The organism is Acidithrix ferrooxidans (genome assembly GCF_000949295.1).
GTDB lineage: Bacteria > Actinomycetota > Acidimicrobiia > Acidimicrobiales > Acidimicrobiaceae > Acidithrix > Acidithrix ferrooxidans.
Genome location: NZ_JXYS01000073.1, coordinates 20,010 through 39,910, shown reverse-complemented (window position 1 = coordinate 39,910; position 19,901 = coordinate 20,010). Strand labels below are relative to the sequence as shown.

Here is a 19,901-nt window from a genome sequence, read left to right as displayed (position 1 = left end):
CGCGCCCGGCAAGACTCTCCCTTAGGTAATCGCAAATCTTACCTAACCTAGATCTAATACACGCATGCTCATGACAAACAATGAAATCTATCTCCGAATATCTCATTAAAAAGCTAAAAAAAAACAGAGGCTGATATCTTTAGCCACCTCGGGGTTCTTTTAGCCAAGACAAAAATGGATTAATCAGCTCCAACCAATAGACGCCGAGCATCAACTAACGTAGAACAATGCAACTACGAATCTTTATAGAGCCCCAACAAGGGGCTACTTACTCGACGCAACTTAGAGTTGCTAAGAGTGCTGAAGCACTTGGCTTTGACGCCTTCTTTAGATCCGACCACTATCTAAGGATGGGCGACAGCAAACCGAACCCAGGTCCCACAGACTCTTGGATTACACTAGGTGCAATAGCACGAGAGACCTCTACCATAGCACTCGGCACCCTCTTGACTTCAGCGACATTTCGAACACCCGGTGTAACTGCAATATCAGTTGCCCAAGTAGATGAGATGTCCAATGGTCGCGTGGAATTAGGACTCGGAGCTGGATGGTTTGGGCAGGAACACAGCGCCTATGGAATCAACTTTCCAGATACCGCCGAACGCTTCGACCGTCTCAAGGAACAACTAGAGATCATCATTGGGCTCTGGAGCACAAGTCTCGAGGAAACATTTAGTTATCACGGCCGCTACTACACACTTGAAAACTCACCAGCATTACCCAAGCCAGTGCGAAAGCCACATCCTCCGATAATAATAGGTGGACGTGGCCCCAAAAAAACACCTGCGCTAGCTGGCGCCTTCGCTCAGGAATATAACGTACCATTTGCTTCAGTTGAAGATTGCAAAGTACAATTCGACGCGGTGAGCAATGCGGCCGACCAAGCAAATCGATCTCCATCGGAAATAATCTATTCAGTGGCACTCGCGACCTGTCTTGGCAACGACTCCGAAACTCTAAAGCGAAGAGCCGCATCAATTGGAAGAAGTGTTGACGACTTGAGCGAAAATGGACTTTGTGGATCGAGCGCTCAAATAATTGAAAAGATCGAAAGCTACAGGGCGATAGGTGCGAAGCGCATCTATCTACAAATCCTAGACCTCAACGACTTGGACCACCTCGCTGACCTCAGTGATGGTCTAATAAAACAGCTAGCATAGCTAGCAACAAGAGAACATTCCGGGCTATTTTTACCTAGACAAGATTACACAATTTGGCCAGCTTTACCCTCAAAGTTGGCCAACCCAAGGGTTCTCCTGCGCGAATTCCACATTCGGATACAATAACCAGACCCTAGTTCCTATTTGTTCACCAAACAGATGATGATGTTGGCACAGATACAGCTATACGAATCAGTGGTTTTACCAATCATAAGTACCACACATCGATTGAAACACGCCTCATAGGTCCTCTTATCGTGAAATCATCAAAGCTATTTGGCTCCTTTATACCTACAAACATCTAAATTGAAAAACCTAAAAAAACTATAATCATAAACATATTGCCACATTCATGCCGCACCACATCTCTTATCGCAACCCAATATAGGGTTAGTAGTAATCGTTTATATCGCACTATTTATACCAAACATGCTCTTTGCTAATGTGTGCAGCCCCTACATTGATAAGACGGGATAACGAAATCGTTAAAAAATCGAATAGTCCCAAGCAATAGTCCTCGTTGAAGTTGTGCCCGCAAAGTTGGCTTGGACTGTCATAGCAAGACTCAAAACGATAAATTTCAAATCAATTAATTGGCTCGGATCAGCTTTATTACACCAAGTAACATCTATTTAGAGATCGCCTTCGATGAGTCTGACCACCTAAACTCAAAAAATCTAAACAGGTTCAAGATCGACAATGTCTGTCAACAAACAATCATCAACGTCAACCCTCAAGGCGCCATGCTTGAAGTCTAGACTGATAGGTACCCTATCGGTAGAGCCAATGAACAGCTGATAAGACGCCAATTAGTACATGAATCACAAGACCCATGGTAATGTCACGCCACGCTCTAAAAGCTTAGGGCAATCTAACGATCTCCTTGAGATCTCTCAACAACCACCAAACCTCTCATAGCGCGACATTATGATTGAAAGTTGAGTGGGGCCACCAACTCAAACGTGTTGGTGCCATTGTGGCCAAGTGTTTCCACATCCTGTTTGAAAAACATAAAAAACTAAATTATGAAAAAGCAATAGAGCTGGAATGTCTATCAGCCACCAAAAAAAATCTTTGAGATAAAAGTATCGGAATTTCTCGAGATCGATCGGATAACCGATACCTCTATCGCGAGCTAACCTATCAATTGATCGAGACAATGGTCGACCGAATTATTTAATCATCGAAGCGAAGAACTCTTCGCAAGTCTCTTGGTAGACGGGTATTTTAGTGCCCTAGATATTAGGTGCTTTAGCACTCGAGCACCGGAATAAATTGCTAGGCTACGGATAAGAGATTTCTCAACATCGATACTAAAAGATTTCGGTCAAATTAAAGCAATAGGATCTAGACAATATCCAAATTATATTAAATCCAATTCCCAAAACCAAAATACTCTAAGAGCGATATTTTTAATTAGCTAAAAGACGACATCTCCGAGACTTGAAGATTAGCTAGATACAAGAACTTGCTACTTACGAGCTTTCCAATTTATCATTGCATGGATAAGCTGATCCTGGTCCAGAGCCTCTTCTGACATCGGAGTAAGGCTGGGCCGATCCACACGTAATCCGTCTAAAACTATGGCAACATAGCGTTTCCAGAGATTGGGCGAAACACTCTTACTATATTCTTGTGCGGCGCCCGCCATCGCGGCTATAACAGGAACATCATTAGCATGGAAATCCCCTCTGAGACCTCCTTGATCCTGCGCTCTACGAACTATCTCTTCGATCAATGGACCGACCTCTTTTTTAAGTTCGGTAATTCGACCTTCTATGTAGTCATTTCCCAAAATAACTTCGCGAAGGCCTCGATCCTTTGTCTCCATGTCCAACATGGTCTTCAGCAAGAATAAAAAGCCCTCCCAAGCATCCTCAAATTCCAGAGCATGACGGCCGACTTCAATTAACTCTAAAACAGCCTCTTCAAACAGAGCCTGCACCAAGAGATCCTTGTTAGGAAATCGTCTATAAACGGTGCCCACCCCAAGGTTGGCGTTATGTGCTATATCATCAAGGGTGACACCTAAACCTCGTTCAGCAAAGAGAGATCTGGCAGATTCCAGGATCCGCACGCGGTTTTCGCTGGCATCGCGCCTAAGGGATCGCTCAACATTGCGGCTTTCCAAGTCGAAGGAACATTCAGGGTCTTTTTCCACAATTAACAATCTAGTCATAAACGGAGGGAATATCTCCATTTACGTCTATGTTGTTGTTAGTAAGTGGAGATAACTTCTCCATATGCTTTAATAAGGAGTTAAATTGAAGTCATCCATAGATGCTCCGGGTAGCCCCGGATACGCTCTGGGACCAGATGCAACCCACGCAGAGAAGCTAGCGCACCATATTTACAACAGACGTTGGTGGATCCTTGCGGTAGTTGCTCTTGCACAGTTGATGGTAGTTCTAGATTCAACAGTCGTAAATATCGCCTTGCCATCAGCTCAAAAGGCGTTAGCCTTTTCAACCGCAGACCGCCAATGGATCGTAACCGGATACGCCCTCTCGTTTGGTAGTCTCCTTCTGCTCGGAGGACGTGTCGCTGACTTCTTTGGTCGCAAGAGAGTATTCCTCGTCGGATTGATAGGCTTTTCCGTAGCGTCAGCAATCGGTGGAGCCGCTACGGGGTTTCCGATGCTAGTAAGTGCACGTGTAGTGCAGGGAGCCTTCGGCGCCCTTCTAGCTCCAACAGCGCTTTCCTTACTTACGACCACCTTCTCTGATCCAAAAGAGCGAGGTAAGGCCTTTGGTGTATTTGGGGCAATTGCTGGTGGTGGAGCAGCTATTGGCTTATTACTGGGTGGTTTCTTGACCCAATATCTCTCTTGGAGATGGAGCCTCTATGTAAACCTAGTCTTTGCTATCGCCGCAACATTTGGTGCAGTTATATTTCTTCGCCATGATGAAAAACTCGAAAAGAAGAAGCTAGATCTCCCCGGAGTCCTTAGTGCATCTATTTCAATGTTCTCGTTGGTCTATGGCTTTTCTCATGCCGAAACAGCTGGTTGGTCAAATGGAATCACCCTCGCTTTCTTGGCAATTGGCGTCGTACTGCTCGTTGCCTTCGTGCTTATCGAGAAGAGAGTCGAGCACCCCCTTCTTCCGATGAGAGTCGTCTTGGATCGAACCAGAGGCGGATCCTACATTGCAGTCTTTTTGGCAGCAGTTGGGATGTTCGGCGTCTTTTTATTTCTGACCTACTACTTGCAGTCGACGCTTGGCTATTCTCCAGTCAAGACTGGTGTCGCCTTCCTGCCTATGGTTGCGGTCCTAGTGGTCGTCGCAGCAGTTGGAACCGCAGTCCTTTTGCCTAGGGTTGGGCCAAAGCCCATGGTTGTTGGTGGAATGCTAATTGCAGCTTTAGGCTTAATGCTCCTGACTAGGATTTCGCTCCATTCGGGCTATGTATCTGTGATCCTACCTGCGCTACTGGTTCTTGGAGCCGGGATGGGATTCATCTTCGCACCGTCGATGAACGCAGCAACAGCTGGAATCGACCCCGAAGATGCAGGAGTTGCCTCCGCAACGGTAAATACCTCCCAGCAGATCGGTGGATCCATCGGAACAGCGCTTCTTAACACTCTCGCTGCAACTACAGCAACTGCGTATTTGGCTCATAAGGTTCCAAACCAGCTTTTGCTAGCTCAAGCAGGAATCCATAGCTACGTAACAGCGTTCCGTTGGTCTGCAGTGATCTTTGTTGCAGGTGCAGTCGTCTCGCTAATTGTTCTACAGTGGGGAAAACAAGAGCTGTCCGAAGGCGAGTTCGTACACGCTGGCATTTAGTGCTCTATGCAGATCTGCAAGACCGAGCCATTGGCCCATAGTGTATTCCAGTTCAAAGATTTCCAATTCAGAAAATGGTCAACCATGGCGTTATTGATACTAATTTCAAAGGCGACATCAAGCCTAAAATAAAGCAAACGTAACCATAACCTCATCAACTTAACCTTTTCGCATACAGTTCATCCAGAGGCAAAAGACCCACTGAGAGATAATCGATCTCTAGGTGGGTCTTTTGTCGTTTCTTGCAAGAAACTGGCTATCAAATCCAAAAAGGATAAAAAGTGCGATCAGATCAATGAACCAGACCTACGATCGAGGCCTAAGAACCAGGTCAAGAGGCACTTGGAATTTAATTTGTTTAGCAATTGTCCATTGAAATCCTACGAGTAAATAGATTTAGGGGACGTCCATAAACCTATTATCTACCTCAGATAGACAAAGCTCCCCTATTGAGTCCATAACTCAATTGGCCCCAAAATGGCAGGAACCGTTTAAAGCTCAAAATTGAATAAGAACTCTACATCGTCACAATTTGTTTAAGGGCGAAGATTATCAGCCGGGTTTTCTTGCAAAGGGGAAAGCCGGCCATGCTAAGCCAAAATAATGCCCGTGTGATAGGTGAAAAACGTCTCCGACTTGAATTAGGTCTGGAGGAGACTCAAGAATCGTCTTATGTCTACATGGTGCATTTTCAAATGGTGATTTAAATTGTTAATTACTATTTGGAGCCACCAAGCTTCATGGCGATCTGCAGCCTCGGATCGTAATCCATTACTCCTGGGCTATTTAGATCTAATTGAACCACACCGCCAAACCACTCATCACGCTGAAGTATCAATTCGATGTGATCGACAAGGCTAACCGCAAAAGAATCCTACACCAGGTAATCATTTAGAAAAAACGATCCGAGCGCGAGATGGGAATTGACCTAAAACGAAACTGCCAAAGTACCTTGCTGCACCTTCTGAGCGACAAGGCGCTTCCTCGTGCAGGCAATCAACCGAAGTAATATTCAAAATGTAAAACCCAATCGGGAACCCTATCTCCTGGTGAGATTCAAGTTCGCAAGCGATCCCAAAGACTTTGATTAGGGTTCAACTAGTTCATTATGGATCTAGCATCACTATGGTGCCAATTGAATTAAACCCCCAACAAAAAGAGATTGCTACCCAAGTCATAAAGCTGCTAGCTGGGCCAGATGCAACCCTTCGCGACGACCAAACTACAGCCATAGCCTCCCTTTGCACTCCAGGAGCGCGCGTCTTAGTGGTTCAGGCGACTGGATGGGGGAAATCTGCAGTCTACTGGGCTGCAACCTCAATCATACGGGCCGCCAACCACGGCCCTAGCCTTGTGATCTCTCCCCTACTATCGCTGATGAGAGATCAAGTTTCAGCGGCACAAAAAGCAGGCCTCCGAGCTATCACCTTGAACTCCTCCAATAGTGAGACTTGGCCCGAACTTGAAGACGAAATAACCCACAACAGGGTCGACGTTATCTTGGTCTCTCCAGAACGACTCGCGAATCCAGCCTTCTCAAAGAGGGTCCTGGCGGCACTCGCAAAGGATATAGGACTTTTAGTGATCGACGAAGCCCACTCGATCTCAGATTGGGGCCATGACTTTAGACCCGATTATCAACGAATTGCAAAGATCCTAAGCACGCTAGAACCTACAACCCCGATCTTGGCAACTACGGCAACAGCTAACCAAAGAGTCACAAGTGACATCGCAAAGCAGTTGGGAAGTTCCACTTTGGTCATGCGTGGACCACTTGCCAGAAAAAGTCTTCAACTGGCCGTTATAGATGACCTCTCCCCTATCGAGAGATATGCTTGGGTCGCAGATCATCTCCCGATACTTCCTGGATCAGGGATAATATATGTCCTGACCGTTTCGGATGCAATCGCACTATGTGACTCCATTCGGGCTGTACATAAAGATACCATTCAAATAGAGGCCTACCACGGCCAAATGCCCTCGTCTGAGAGAGAAGTCATCGAAGATGACCTTCGCAACAACAGGCTAAAAGCCGTAGTTGCCACCTCGGCACTTGGAATGGGTTACGACAAAGCCGATCTTAGCTTTGTCATCAATGTCGGATCGCCTTCTTCGCCTGTCTCCTACTACCAGCAGATTGGACGAGCTGGCCGAGCAATAGAACACGCATTGGTGGTTCTGCTGCCATCCAAGAGTGATGAGAGGCTCTGGGAATACTTTGCTACATCAAACCTTCCCAAGGGTGATCAAATCGAAAAGCTCCTCAAGGCGCTCGAAGAATCTCCCAATCAAGAGTCTATGACGATACCAGCCCTAGAGGCAGAGACTGGAATTAGACGTTCCATGGTCGAGCTCCTCCTAAAGCAGATGAATGTAGCAGAGGCTGTTGAAAGAAGCGAAAAAGGTTGGCGCTCGACCAATAAGGGCTACGACTTCGATCAATCTCATATCGATGAAATCATTTCAGCTAGGCGACGCGAATCTGCAATCATGAAAGCCTATGCCCGACAGGAGCGCTGTCTAATGCAGCTCCTACAGGAGTCATTGGACGATCCTGAAGCAAAGGCGTGCAATAGATGCTCGGTCTGTATCAAAAAACTACCCGAGCCGCTTTCGATGGAGGTGAGTCCAGAGGCCATCTCTATCATTACCCAATTTCTGAGGCGCCAAACCCTGATCTTAGAACCCCGAAAGATGTGGCCAGGCGGAGTCTTTGGAAAACGAGGGAGAATTCCAAGCCATCTATTACCAGAAGCTGGACGTACCCTAATCTTTGCAGATTCACCGCAATGGCAAGAGATACTTACCGAGGCATTTGGAATCGATCAAGGACCAAGTGAAACACTTTGTAAATTAGCGATCGACACGATGGTCGAATGGAAGTCAAGCTGGAGATCTCGACCCCAAATAGCTGCATCGCTACCTGCCGGGGGTTATCCGGCGCTGACTGATGGCCTAGCAGACCATATCGCCAGAGTCGGAAAGCTAGAGAGATTTCAATTCAACCAATTAGTCATCCCTAAATTGTCGCCCGATGCATCCTCTTCCCAAGAGGCAGCTCTATGGCAAGGCGAGATACAATTGACCCTCGAAGAAAAGACTTCCTTGACCGGTAAATCAGTGCTTTTAGTCATAGATGCAACATCATCGATCTGGCCCATCACTATCGCCGCAGCCAAGATCCTCGAAGCAGGGGCAACTATGGTTTTGCCGATGCTGATTCATCGAAGAGCATGACAAATAAAGCTGGGAATTATTCCAGAACCATTGCCATTTGGATTAGCGACGAGCGTCTCGAATCGTACCGAGGCGCCATATCCCGCACTTCGCTCCAAACAGTGGCCATGTGTAGCCAGATGATCACAAAGTGCTTTTATCTTTAGGAGGATACAAACCATCTGAACTAATCAAAAATGCTTGCCCATAAAAGGCTTCGCTTTATCTCCAATCTTGGCTGCGAGCAGAAAACTATATCTCCCGGCGCCAGGAAACGTAGATACAGGCCCAAAGCGGTCGAACTAAAACTTGATATTTACTTAACACTTGATTTTAAAGTGCAAATACAAGAAAATAGCGTTAGTCAAAGATATGACTCCCAACCCTACAGTTACAGATTGGTACGGGTTAGTCTAAATTGATCAAGGCTTTGGCCTGACTATTTTGATTCTCTGGACCACCATTGGCAGAATCTTTGGACCACAACATACATTCAAGTGCATTCACCGCTCGTCAATTAACGACCTCCACATAGGGCCGCCAAAATGGCAAACTCCCATAGTCCCGCTGGGCGTTCCCTTTAGTAATAAAACAGATCGTGCCAAAACACCTAATGTATGCATGATAAATAGGTGCGACTTTGAGCATGCGCCGAGGAATCTTACTTTGGCAGATAGCCTACAAGCATTTAAAAGTACCACCACGCGCTTTATGTACGACCCCAATCCGAATGTCATTTTTTGAACTCTCAGAATAAACAAGTCAACTCGGCACTAAAGATAGATACCATGGATGAAAACTTTCGGATAGCATATTCAATCAAATACATGAAATTTCAAATGCTTAGTTCTAGCTTTATAAATAATTAAATAAATCGAACTGATACGTTATATAAATATTCAAGCAAATTCTGATGAATACACGATTAAAATATCAAACATTTAGCGTCCATTTAGCAAGTGGGATTACTGTTAATATGCAAGGGTGCCGTCCAAGTATTTGGCATGTCAGGCACTACATCGATAAATCATCCTCGAGTGCGTCTATCCAATGCAGCAGAGTTCCATCCTCCTGTTCTCATCAAATCGCTACCTTTTTATGAGAAACATGCACTTCAAACATATGACCATTCAAATTTCGACGCGTATTTTCTCCATCTCAATTTCGGAAAAATCCTCGATCTCCCGGGATAACAGTTCATGTCACCCCTGCCGGGTCCAGATTAATCATTCTATGATTAGACTTTTATCTCCACTTTTATCTTCTACCAAGTTGCATTTAGGAAAATACACTACGAGAATACTGAATTTAATAATTTCACAGTAATTTGTCTCTATGTGTAATATATATTCGATATAATCTCTAATGGGTGAAGTATTTACACAGTATACATAATTGGTCGCTCTAATTCTGTGTAGCGAATAGCGAAACCGGCACCCACTCATCCATTTATTTAAAGGGGTAGCTAAATGTTTATTATTAATCATCTTGCACGAAAAGTAGCTGTATTAGCAGTTACAGGTGGCACTGCATTTGCACTTTTCGGGGGCGCGCCAGCCCATACACAATTCTCCGCCAACTCAGCACAGACTGCAACTTTCACAGGTGGGACCGTGGGAGAGGCGGTAACTAACGGAAGCTTCAGTTGTAGCGGCTTAATTCCACCAAGCAATACGACGACTTATTCCGGAAATCCCTGCACAGAGACGATCACTCTAAAGAACACAGGGAACACCCGAGAGAGCTTTGATGTCACCATTGGAACGCCTACTGGGACCACGAGCGCAACCAACAACCTAGACCAACTCATGGTTACTTACCCAGACCCCACTAGCACGAACTCAGCTAATACGGTTACAGAAAGTTACAAATCGCTTCTTTCTGGCAATACCGGGAATAATGTGCTTCACATTGCCACCTTACCCGCATCTAGCACTGGAAGCACGGCTAATTCTTTGAGCGTGACTTTGAAGTTCTCGCTGGCAGCCGAAACTGGTAGCACTGCAATCCAAAATGCATGGTACGGAGCAACCGTTCATATCCCTTACACCGTCACTGCTACGCCTTCCGCTTAGTCAGCTGCTACAGTTACCTACGACGCCATCAGCCCTTCGGAGTCAACATCCGGGGGTAATGAAAGTGGTTGATTAGTCCTAACCAACTCCAGTTTAGGTGCTAGTTGGGACTACCTAGACTAGCTCTCCAATCGACGAAATTCATCATCTGGAGAGCTAGTCGCACTGATGAAAATCGATAATTTTCCATCCCGACCAAGAAGGCTGAGATAGTCCTAAGTTCAATCGCTTTCAAACTACCATTATGGCGAAAAGTTAGAGAGAAGCCAAATACTTTGCCTATCAAGATCCAAAATTCCTCCGCTTTCAAGGTCGATGCGATCGAATGACAAAATAATTTCGTCTTGAACCGAATTATCTCTAGCCAAAAGAGCGCAAGACCCGAGAATTCATACCTTTGCTTTGACAGGAAGTCCTAAGTTGCAAATTGAGAACACGCCCCAATGGAAAATCACGAAATGGCTGTCTTTTTTCGGAGTAGCCGTCTTGATTGGTGCGTTTATTTTCTATCCTCACGCATATATAACCACGCCATCGATGTATCCAACAATCAATCCTGGGTCCATGGTCTTCATCTCGCACGAGAACACTTACAAAAAAGGAGATGTCGTCGAATTCCATGGCAATGGGCTGCTTTGGATACACCGCATAGTGGCAATTCGAAGCAACGGCCAAATCGTAACCAAGGGTGACAATCCTCAAAATAAGATCGACGTCTTTGTGCCACCGCGTACCCTTAATAACATCGTAGGTAAGGTCGTACTCGTCATACCCTATCTTGGTTTTCCTCAGGTAATATTCAATTCCCCCAGCTACGGACTCTACTGGCTACAACTAGAGCTAAGTCCTGGATTGAAGGTCACACTGCTGGCAGCACTACTTATCTTTGGATGGGGAAGTGCAAAGGGAAGAAGAAAATCCACACCAAAAGTTCAATTTTATATGGAAGACATGAACCTCATTTCAAACTCCTCCACAAGAAGATCGGCCCTTCACGAGTAGATACAAATTGATGTTAAATCGCAAAAAGATCAATTGAGCAATCACACTTGGCCACTTTGATACCTCACAAATATCCACAAAGATCGAATAGCTCCAGAAACTTTTACCAAAATGTGAACCTTACTCAAGCTAGAACCCTGTAAAGATTTGCTGCACTCTTCTAACTTCATTCAAACAACTTCATTTTAAACAAGGCTCACCAAAAAGATTCTCGTTCCAACATGCCACGAAGCTAGCCAACGCCCCCGAAAAGATCGCCCATAACTCGCACTTCAAACAATCATTCCTAAAACCCTTCTATACGGGCGATCTAGAGAGAGCCGCCATTGCTAGCCAAGAAAATTCTTCCTAATCCAACCATCATCGACCTGTTCTAGCCTTGAAGTTCGCAATTTACGGCATTACAAAGAAAGCTGATCATGTAAAACTAGATGGTTCAAAGATTTTAGCGAGGTGGTCCAATGACTTAAGAGAAGTCCCCAACCCCTCGGTTTCGACAGAGACCCTACGTATCACAGCAACTCTGACTCTTTGAAAAGCAAGTAGGCATTTGGAGTGAGAACTTTGATGAAGCGATGATAGTTCCGTCCAAAAAAAATAGCCCGAAGAATAAAGAAAAGCTACCTATCAAAAGAAAACTAGCACTACGATCCTAAAAGAGTTGAACGACGACCCAAAATACGCCCAAGAAAACATCGTCTAACAATATTTCAATCTAGCGAACTGGCCATAACAAATTCTACGAAGAGGTACCTCTCTTAGGTTAGGTTCGACCGCCCAGTCAAACAACAGCGATGGCCAGAAAGTCGCAAGCAACCAAGAGCTACTGGATCAAAAAGACGTTTGAGGTGAAAGTCAACAGGCATCTTTCTTTACTGATTCCGCAGAATCATTACACCTTCGGTGAAATCGTAGCCTGCTGACGATTTCGAACCAACTAGGCAGACAGTCGTACAAAAGCGATTTCCAGATATCGCCTATGTCAAGCTGGCACTCAATCGAGGCGATCCTCGAGCAAAAGAATTCCTTCACCTGTTCGTTTAGGGTCAGAATTCCGATAGGGACCCTCTGAGCGCAAACACTGGTATTTTAGTGCATGCAACCGAAACCCGGCTACCCGTTAAATAACAACATATCTTTCAAAACATAAAAATCAGCGTCCTGCCGGTAGGGTTTGGCATAACATTAGTGATGTCCCAAACTGGTTTCAAATATCTCAATGATAAATTCCACGAACCAAGCCAAAGTCGTTTGACAGTGAACCATGATTCGTCTATGCTCAAAGGACAGAGGTCATACCAACGGAGGTCAAGATCGAACTCCGCTGGATGATAACCTCTAATTGATCATAAAACAAGATCAACAACGCGGTTGCCTAACCGCATCATAAAAAATGCGGTTTATGGTAGGAGGGGAATCGTTGAAAGAAATTACTCGTAGTGAACCCAGGACTTTGTCTGGTTCCATGGTAAGTAGCGGCAAAAAAAAGCGAGGAAAAAGTCTCGGTGCTAGGGAGCGAAGATTTGCCTTTTGGCTTATTCTCCCTACAATTCTTGGACTCTGTGCGATCTTGTTGTATCCATCGCTTCAGACTATTACATGGTCATTCCAGCACTATATTCTAACTGACCCACTTCAACATAACTTTACCCTCTCTAACTACACTCAATTGATCCACGACCATGTCTTTTGGTTGGCCCTCAAATTCACCCTCTTTTATGCGATTTTGAGCGTGCTTGGCCAAACTTTGGTAGGCCTTGGAGTAGCACTTATGGCTAATCGAGAGTTTCGAGGTCGCGGTCTATTTCGAGCAGCCCTGCTCTTTCCGTGGATGATGCCGACAGTTATCACCGCAGTTGTATGGCGCTTTATGTACGACCCCAACTATGGACTATTCAACGGAGTACTACAACGCCTTGGATTACCACACTCTTTTGTCTGGCTTGGTTCACCTACGTTAGCGGTAATCGCCCTCTTTCTCGTGGCGATCTGGAAGGTCAACTCATTTGCAGCCTTAGTATTCTTGGCCGGTCTTCAATCGATTCCTGCCTCTGTCTATGAGGCGGCAGATGTCGATGGTGCCACCGCTTGGCAAAGGTTCACCAGGATTACAATGCCGATGTTGCGCCCCACCATCTTGGTTGTTCTAGTACTTCGTACCGTTGAAGCCCTTCAAGCATTCGACATAATCTATGGCCTCACCCTAGGAGGACCAGGCTACTCAACTTTGAACCTTCCACTTTACCTATACCAACAAGCAATACAGGGCCTCAACTTCGGATATGGTTCTGCAATGGGGGTTATCCTTGCGATCATGATCTCGGCCTTTGCATTCCTATATGTAAAAGTCCTATACCGCCCAGAGTCCCTGGGTTAAAGAGCGAATTGAGCAAATAGATGTCAATGACAAAGATACCAAATCAAAAGATCTCTAAGCGGGCCTATAAAAGTGGCCCAGTTCGTCGATCAAAAAGAGGAGCGTGGGCGAAAGCTCGAATGGGCCTATTCAACGCTAGTGCAATAGTTCTAGGCTTCTACGCCCTCTTTCCAGTCCTTTGGATCCTGATAACATCCCTAAAGCCACAGGCCCAGTTGACAACTCAGCCGGTCACCTTGATACCATCATCGCTGACACTGGGTAGCTACCGAACGGCCCTTGGCCAGGCACCCTTTGGTCGCTACTACATAAATTCCCTAGTCGTCAGCGTAACTGCCACCTTGGCAAGCCTGATCTTAGGTACCTTTGCTGGATATGCAATAGCGCGTCTACGATTTAGATTTAAAAAGGTGATCTTGCTGGTCATCCTTGCATTTTCATTCCTGCCACCTATAACGCTTGTCGTTCCACTCTTTAACCTATTCCGCCACTTCAACCTCCTAAATACCTATTGGGCTCTTATCATCCCCTATACCTTTTTGAGCCTTCCAATCTGCGTATGGCTAATGAATGCCTACCTTCAAGACCTCCCCAAGGAGCTTGAAGAGGCGGCAATGGTCGATGGTCTTGGCTATTTTGGCGCCTTCTTTAAGATCATCTTGAGGGTCTCGGTACCTGGAATCGTCACAGCGGGCCTTATCATCTTCGCCGGCGACTGGAATGAATTTCTCTTAGCTCTAACTTTCATGACCAACAACTCAATGCGAACCCTTCCAGTAGGTATCGCTTTGTATCCTGGCCAATATACCTTCCCATGGGGAATTATCTCAGCCGCAACGGTTTTGGCACTCGTTCCCGTCGCATTAGCAGTCTCAGTCTTTCAAAAGCGTCTAATAAGTGGAATGACACTAGGAGCAGTAAAGTAATGACCAACGTTGAGAGATTAGATACCAAAGAGCTCGAGGGCGACTTTTTGATCAGAACGATCGAGAGCTATAGCCAAGATGCCAGTGGCGTCCAGCTACGTCTCGGGGCCGTAAGTTACCAACCATTAGGAAGCGTTGCAGGAATCATAACCTCGGAGCCCCCAAACAAGCAGGGACTCGAATCACTACTGCCAAATGCTCCGAGCATCAATTCAGATGACGACGCACCAGACCCCACGGTAAGAGCAAGCGCGAGCCTCTATATTCGTGCATATAGCCCAAATACCATCCGAATCACAATGGTCCCTGACCATCTCAAGACAAATGACCACGATGGTATAGAATTTGGGATTCTCATAGATCGACTACCGCAGCTCGTACCAGTTACACTTGTCGAGACCGGCACCCACTTAGACATCTCGACAACCCAGCTAACTTTGCGCCTTACCAAAGAACCCTTTAGCTTCGAACTTCTCGACCTATCTGGAAACGTAGTGACCATGGGCGGTGGCAATCGCCGTCAAGTAGCTGGCTTTCCATTCGAACCCACCATCGGCTTTAGCGATAACGCATCGACCTTCTCGCTTGAAATTCAACCCAGCGAATACATAGTCGGCCTTGGCGAGCAGTTCACACCCTTTATCCACAATGGCGCCTCATTCGAGTTAATAGCCAACGATGGCCTAGGGGTTGGGACGGGGCTCGTCTATAAACCAGCTCCGATCTTTCACTCCTCAAGGGGCTATAGCGCCTTTGTTCATGGCCCCGGACCGATGAAAGTCGACGTTGGAAATCCATATCCAAGCGTTCTTAAGGTGGCAAATGAGGAGGCCCGCCTTGATCTCTTTTTGATAGCTGGCGTCGATCTGCCAAGTCGCCTTAGCCTCTACACCGAACTAACTGGTCGCATGCGAGTCCCACCTCGATGGGCATTTGGCCTATGGATGTCTAGATGTCGTTATCCAAATCGAGCTTCTCTCGAGGAAGCAGCCCATGGGATGAGAGACCATCAGATCCCATGCGACGTCTTGCACATTGACCCCGACTGGCTTGTTTTAGACCGATTGAATTGTGACTTTATCTGGTCGCAGGAGAAGTATCCAGATCCCAAGGAGATGATGGCGACTCTTTTGGAGGAAGGCTTTCACATCTCACTATGGGAACTCCCCTACCTAGATGAAGCATCACCCATTACCGCCGAAGCCAAAGAAAATGGGTACTTGGTCCGCGACTCTAGTGGCGCACCTGCCAAAGTCGATCGAACCTTCTCCAGAGACGGTCGACCTAGACGCCTTTTAGACTTTTCAAATCCCGCCGCACGCCAATGGTGGAAAGAAAAGAACAAGGAGTTACTTGCACTTGGTGTCTCAGTTCTCAAGTGTGACTTCGGCGAAGGACTTCCCAACTCTGCTTTAATGTCAGACGGGAGGACGGGTAGAAATTGGCGCAACCTCTACCCGTTTTGGTATTCACGCACTGTATCTGAGGCTATCGATGAAGAGCGTGACTCAAACCCATTGGTCTGGAGTCGTAGTGGATGGGCATCTTCCCAGCGCTATCCAGCTCAGTGGGGCGGAGATCCAGAAGCAAGCTTTGCCGGCCTCGCTAATAGCCTAAGGGGTGGTTTGAGCTGGGCACTATCTGCTCCAGGAATGTGGTCACATGACGTCGGCGGCTTCTATGGAATGGGTCCCTCTAAGGAGCTATATATAAGATGGGCACAGGTTGGATCCCTATCTCCCTTAACTCGCTTTCACGGTCTCACGCCTAGAGAACCATGGCACTTTGGAGAAGAAGCCTGCGATATCGTAAGACGCTTTGTAAACCTTCGATATCAACTTATTCCCAACTTGATCAGTGCGGCATTCGAAGGCGAAAAGTTCGGGTGGCCAATGCTAAGGCCACTTATCTTCGCCGACGAGACAAATCTAGACCTCTATCGAGTTGAACATGAATTTCTAATCGGATCAAACCTTCTGGTTGTCGCAGTCCTCTCAAACGACGCACCAACTGCAACGGTCGAGGTGGTACTTCCATCTGGGCATTGGTCAGATTTTTGGAGTGGAGAGTCGCACCTTGGTCCAAAGAAATTTGAGATGGAGGTTCCGCTGGACAAGATTCCCATCTTTGTACGAAGCGGCGCAGCCATAGCATTCGGACCCCTAGGCCAACACACCGGAGAGATCCCAAGCGATACTTGGGAGATCGAGATTTGGGAAAGCCCTCAATGTGAGAGCACCATCTACCAAGAAGGTCACGAATTTAGATACCGCTATATTCCATCAAACCCAGAGCTTGGGACCGCGCCAAAGCTCATCTGTGACGAACCAATGCCTAGGACTACTCAGGCCCATCTGCATAAAACTGATGGGACAGTAGTGCATCTAGAGATCCAACTGATTCACCAACACTAGTTGGACAGTTATGAGATGGATAGATATCAACTAGAGTCATATAGCACATATCTATCTTCGCAACCACTTCAATACTTGACATACATGTAAAGAACTGTTAGAATAACTGGTCAGTGGACAGGCCACTGCTTAGTTTATAAACTTCACTATCGATGTGGGAAATCTCGCGATTTAGTGAATATGTGCACCTGCACGGGGGAAAGGGAGCCAAACGATGGGTTCAGAAACTGAAGGCAATGAGATAATCTCAGATGGAGGAATTGGAAGGCGAAAATTTCTTGGCTTTGGAGTAGCGGCCGTTGGTGGCGCAGTTTTAGCAGCTTGCGGTAGTGGAACCTCATCGAGTACCACAACTGCCGCTGCAGCTGCTGGAACCACAACTTCAGGTGCACCAGCGCGCCAGACTGGACCGATTGTCATTGCAGGTCCTCAGGATAACTCAGGGACCACCACTATTTTGATCAATCAGTGGAACAATGCCAACCCAGAGACTCCTGTGACCTTCCAGACAATCCCGCCAGTGACCAACGACGTCTATAATCAATACGTAACGGCTTTAGCTGGTGGGGCATCTACTCCGGACATATTGACGATGGACGTTACCTACCCAGGTACCTTCGCTGCAGCGGGATGGGTTGCACCACTTGATCAATATGCAAGTGCGGCATTCCAATCGGCATTTATCCCAACTGCTCTAAATATAGGCAAGTATAAGGGTAAGCTCTATGCAATTCCACAATCGATCGATGTCGGCCAGCTCTACTACCGAACCGATCTATTGACAAAGTACAATGAGACCGTTCCGACGACCTACGCGGAACTAGTTCGAATTTCACAAAAGATTCAAACTGCCGAAAGGGCAACCAATCCTAACTTCTGGGGTTACGTCTGGGAAGGCGCACAGATTGAGGCTATTGTCGATGAATTCTGTGAGTACACCTGGGGTTACGGCGGAGAAATCTCCTCCGGATCCAAGGTTACCCTAAATACTCCAGCCGGGAATAAGTCGCTACAGTTTCTCTATGACACCGTCTATACTACCAAGATTTCGCCTCCTGGAACCTCTACAATGAAGCCAAACGATGCTTTGGTATTGATGCAAAATGGTAATGCTCTCTTTATGAGAAACTGGACTTATGCCTATACGCTGGCCAATAGTCCAACGCAATCCAAGGTACCTGGTAAGGTCAATAATGCTCCTCTTCCTGGTCTGACCAATGGAAGCGGCCATGGCTGCACCGGTGGCTGGATGTATAGCATCAACGCTAAGTCAGCTCGACCAGAGGCGGCTTGGAGAGTAATCCAGTATCTAACCTCCCAAGCCCAGCAGATTCAGCTCACCTCCGGAGCTGGCCTTTTATCTGCTCGAAAAGATGTTCAGACCGATACACAACTAGTGCTCAAATCACCAAATCTAAAGAATCTACCTACGATTCTTGCAAGTGCTAAAGCCCGTCCATCGATTCAAAACTACCCTGCGGTCTCAGCTACGCTACAAGCTCCGCTCAACTCGGTAATGGCGAACCAATCTTCGGTCTCAGCAGGACTCGCAGCGATGCAAGCAGCAGTAGCTAGCGCAGTAGTCGCCTAACAAATAAGTTCCCCCTCACGGTGACACCCCCAAAGACTCCCCAGTTACGCGTCCAAAAGGTTGCGAACTGGGGAGTCTTTGTTATGGATGAGATCTTTTATAAAGCGAACCTTGGCACACAGCGAACCTTGGCACAGAGAAAATACCCCCTTGATTCCCCAGCCTAGACAGGGGAATCAAGGGGGCTATACAAATAGGATCTCTCTAATTATCTAAAGATGAAAGATCGAGATACTAGGTTTATCTATTGGCGATCTGGTGAATTCCTACATTCATCGTCGCTGGTTCTCCTCCAAGAACAGTATCAATCTCAAAGGCCAAGATCTCAGTGATTCGATCTTGCGACTCATAGGTCAACCCCGCCACATGAGGTGAATGAATCACTTTGGCATGGGAATTCAAAGGATGCAAAGCAGGAGGCTCACTAACTCGAACATCTAGGGCTGCCCCAGCTAAATGGTCGTTGTCAAGGGCTTCAAGAAGAGCATCCTCATCTACCAAGCCACCTCTTGATGAATTGATCAGATAAGAGCCCCTCCGCATCTTAGATAAAAAGCCAGAACTAACCATCTTTGAAGTCCCTGGGGTAAGGGGGACATGTAATGAGATGAAATCACACGAGGCGAGCGTTTCTTCGATAGTATCTACCCTTGTGTCAACGCCCTCGATGAATCTATCGATTGGGATATTTGGATCATAGCCATAGACTTTCATGCCAATAGCATGGGCAATTCGAGCCGTCTCGCGTCCGGTGGCTCCAAGGCCGATAACCCCCCAAGATCGATCTTGAAGTTCAAAGCCAAGGCGCCTATCCCAACCTCCCTCTTTTGTCTTGAGATCTTGGCTGATAAGGTTTTTGGAAAAGGCAAAGGCCATACCAACGGCGTGTTCACCTACACTTGTGGCATTTGCTCCCAGGGCAGCTACCACAACAACACCTGCCTCATTAGCTGCAACAAGGTCGATATTGTCGAGACCGACACCAGCTCTGGCGATGACCTCTAACATTGGAGCGGCAGCTAGGAGGTCTCTAGTAACTTGGGTCCTATTGCGAATTACCAGCGCTCTGACGTTGCCAATGTAGTCTTTAAGGGCCGAATCATCCTCCCAAAGTTGAGGCAAGTAGGTGATGGTTAGTCTCTGACCAATCTCATCAAATGCACTACCCCAAACGTCTTCAACCACCAAGACGTCCATGGGTAGCGATGACGTCGACTCTTGCGACTTCTCATTCAAGGCGATAACTCCTTATTCAATTGCACTCCAAGGGGTTTTCATCTGATGCCCTAGAGAGCTGGTCTATTCCTATCTCTATGCTAATCGTCAATTTTGGCCAATTGGTCTTACCACTG

The 19,901-nt window shown here is 46.6% G+C and carries 12 protein-coding genes; 10 read left to right on the top strand and 2 right to left on the bottom strand.

Annotated elements, in window-relative coordinates:
* Positions 1-227: 227 nt before the first annotated feature.
* Positions 228-1,160, top strand: coding sequence for an LLM class F420-dependent oxidoreductase (locus tag AXFE_RS11220; protein ID WP_052605948.1), 933 nt, complete (start codon positions 228-230; stop codon positions 1,158-1,160).
* 1,471 nt (positions 1,161-2,631) lie between these two features.
* Here the strand turns inward: AXFE_RS11220 and AXFE_RS11215 are convergent.
* Entirely contained in the window at positions 2,632-3,291 is a 660-nt protein-coding gene (locus AXFE_RS11215; RefSeq protein WP_052605958.1) for a TetR/AcrR family transcriptional regulator, read from the bottom strand.
* A 133-nt stretch (positions 3,292-3,424) separates the two neighbouring features.
* Here AXFE_RS11215 and AXFE_RS11210 point away from each other — a divergent pair, with 133 nt between their 5' ends.
* The 9 genes from AXFE_RS11210 to AXFE_RS20035 all read left to right on the top strand — a co-directional run bounded on the left by AXFE_RS11210 (position 3,425) and on the right by AXFE_RS20035 (position 18,716).
* The gene (locus AXFE_RS11210; protein ID WP_082058692.1) at positions 3,425-4,948 is read left to right on the top strand and encodes an MFS transporter; all 1,524 of its coding nucleotides are present in this window, start codon (positions 3,425-3,427) and stop codon (positions 4,946-4,948) included.
* A 1,125-nt stretch (positions 4,949-6,073) separates the two neighbouring features.
* Positions 6,074-8,185: a DEAD/DEAH box helicase gene (locus tag AXFE_RS11205; RefSeq protein WP_052605947.1), complete on the top strand. Its 2,112-nt coding sequence runs from the start codon at positions 6,074-6,076 to the stop codon at positions 8,183-8,185.
* A 1,448-nt stretch (positions 8,186-9,633) separates the two neighbouring features.
* Positions 9,634-10,239: a hypothetical protein gene (locus AXFE_RS11200; RefSeq protein WP_052605946.1), complete on the top strand. Its 606-nt coding sequence runs from the start codon at positions 9,634-9,636 to the stop codon at positions 10,237-10,239.
* Between the two features lie 420 nt (positions 10,240-10,659).
* Complete coding sequence (locus AXFE_RS11190) at positions 10,660-11,241, top strand: signal peptidase I (protein WP_152626046.1); 582 nt, start codon at positions 10,660-10,662, stop codon at positions 11,239-11,241.
* A 1,420-nt stretch (positions 11,242-12,661) separates the two neighbouring features.
* Positions 12,662-13,618, top strand: a complete 957-nt coding sequence (locus AXFE_RS11185) for a carbohydrate ABC transporter permease (protein ID WP_052605943.1) — start codon at positions 12,662-12,664, stop codon at positions 13,616-13,618.
* Positions 13,619-13,644: 26 nt separating this feature from the next.
* Positions 13,645-14,544 (top strand): carbohydrate ABC transporter permease, encoded by a 900-nt coding sequence (locus AXFE_RS11180; RefSeq protein WP_160291836.1) that lies wholly within the window; start codon positions 13,645-13,647, stop codon positions 14,542-14,544.
* Positions 14,544-16,958: a glycoside hydrolase family 31 protein gene (locus AXFE_RS11175; RefSeq protein ID WP_052605941.1), complete on the top strand. Its 2,415-nt coding sequence runs from the start codon at positions 14,544-14,546 to the stop codon at positions 16,956-16,958. Before AXFE_RS11180 ends, AXFE_RS11175 begins: the two co-directional genes overlap by 1 nt.
* A gap of 214 nt (positions 16,959-17,172) precedes the next feature.
* Positions 17,173-18,549, top strand: coding sequence for an ABC transporter substrate-binding protein (locus AXFE_RS11170; protein ID WP_052605940.1), 1,377 nt, complete (start codon positions 17,173-17,175; stop codon positions 18,547-18,549).
* Positions 18,550-18,569: 20 nt separating this feature from the next.
* The gene (locus tag AXFE_RS20035) at positions 18,570-18,716 is read left to right on the top strand and encodes a hypothetical protein (RefSeq protein WP_160291835.1); all 147 of its coding nucleotides are present in this window, start codon (positions 18,570-18,572) and stop codon (positions 18,714-18,716) included.
* Positions 18,717-18,789: 73 nt separating this feature from the next.
* Here AXFE_RS20035 and AXFE_RS11165 read toward each other — a convergent pair whose 3' ends face one another.
* The gene (locus AXFE_RS11165; protein ID WP_052605939.1) at positions 18,790-19,785 is read right to left on the bottom strand and encodes a hydroxyacid dehydrogenase; all 996 of its coding nucleotides are present in this window, start codon (positions 19,783-19,785) and stop codon (positions 18,790-18,792) included.
* Between the last annotated feature and the right edge of the window lie 116 nt (positions 19,786-19,901).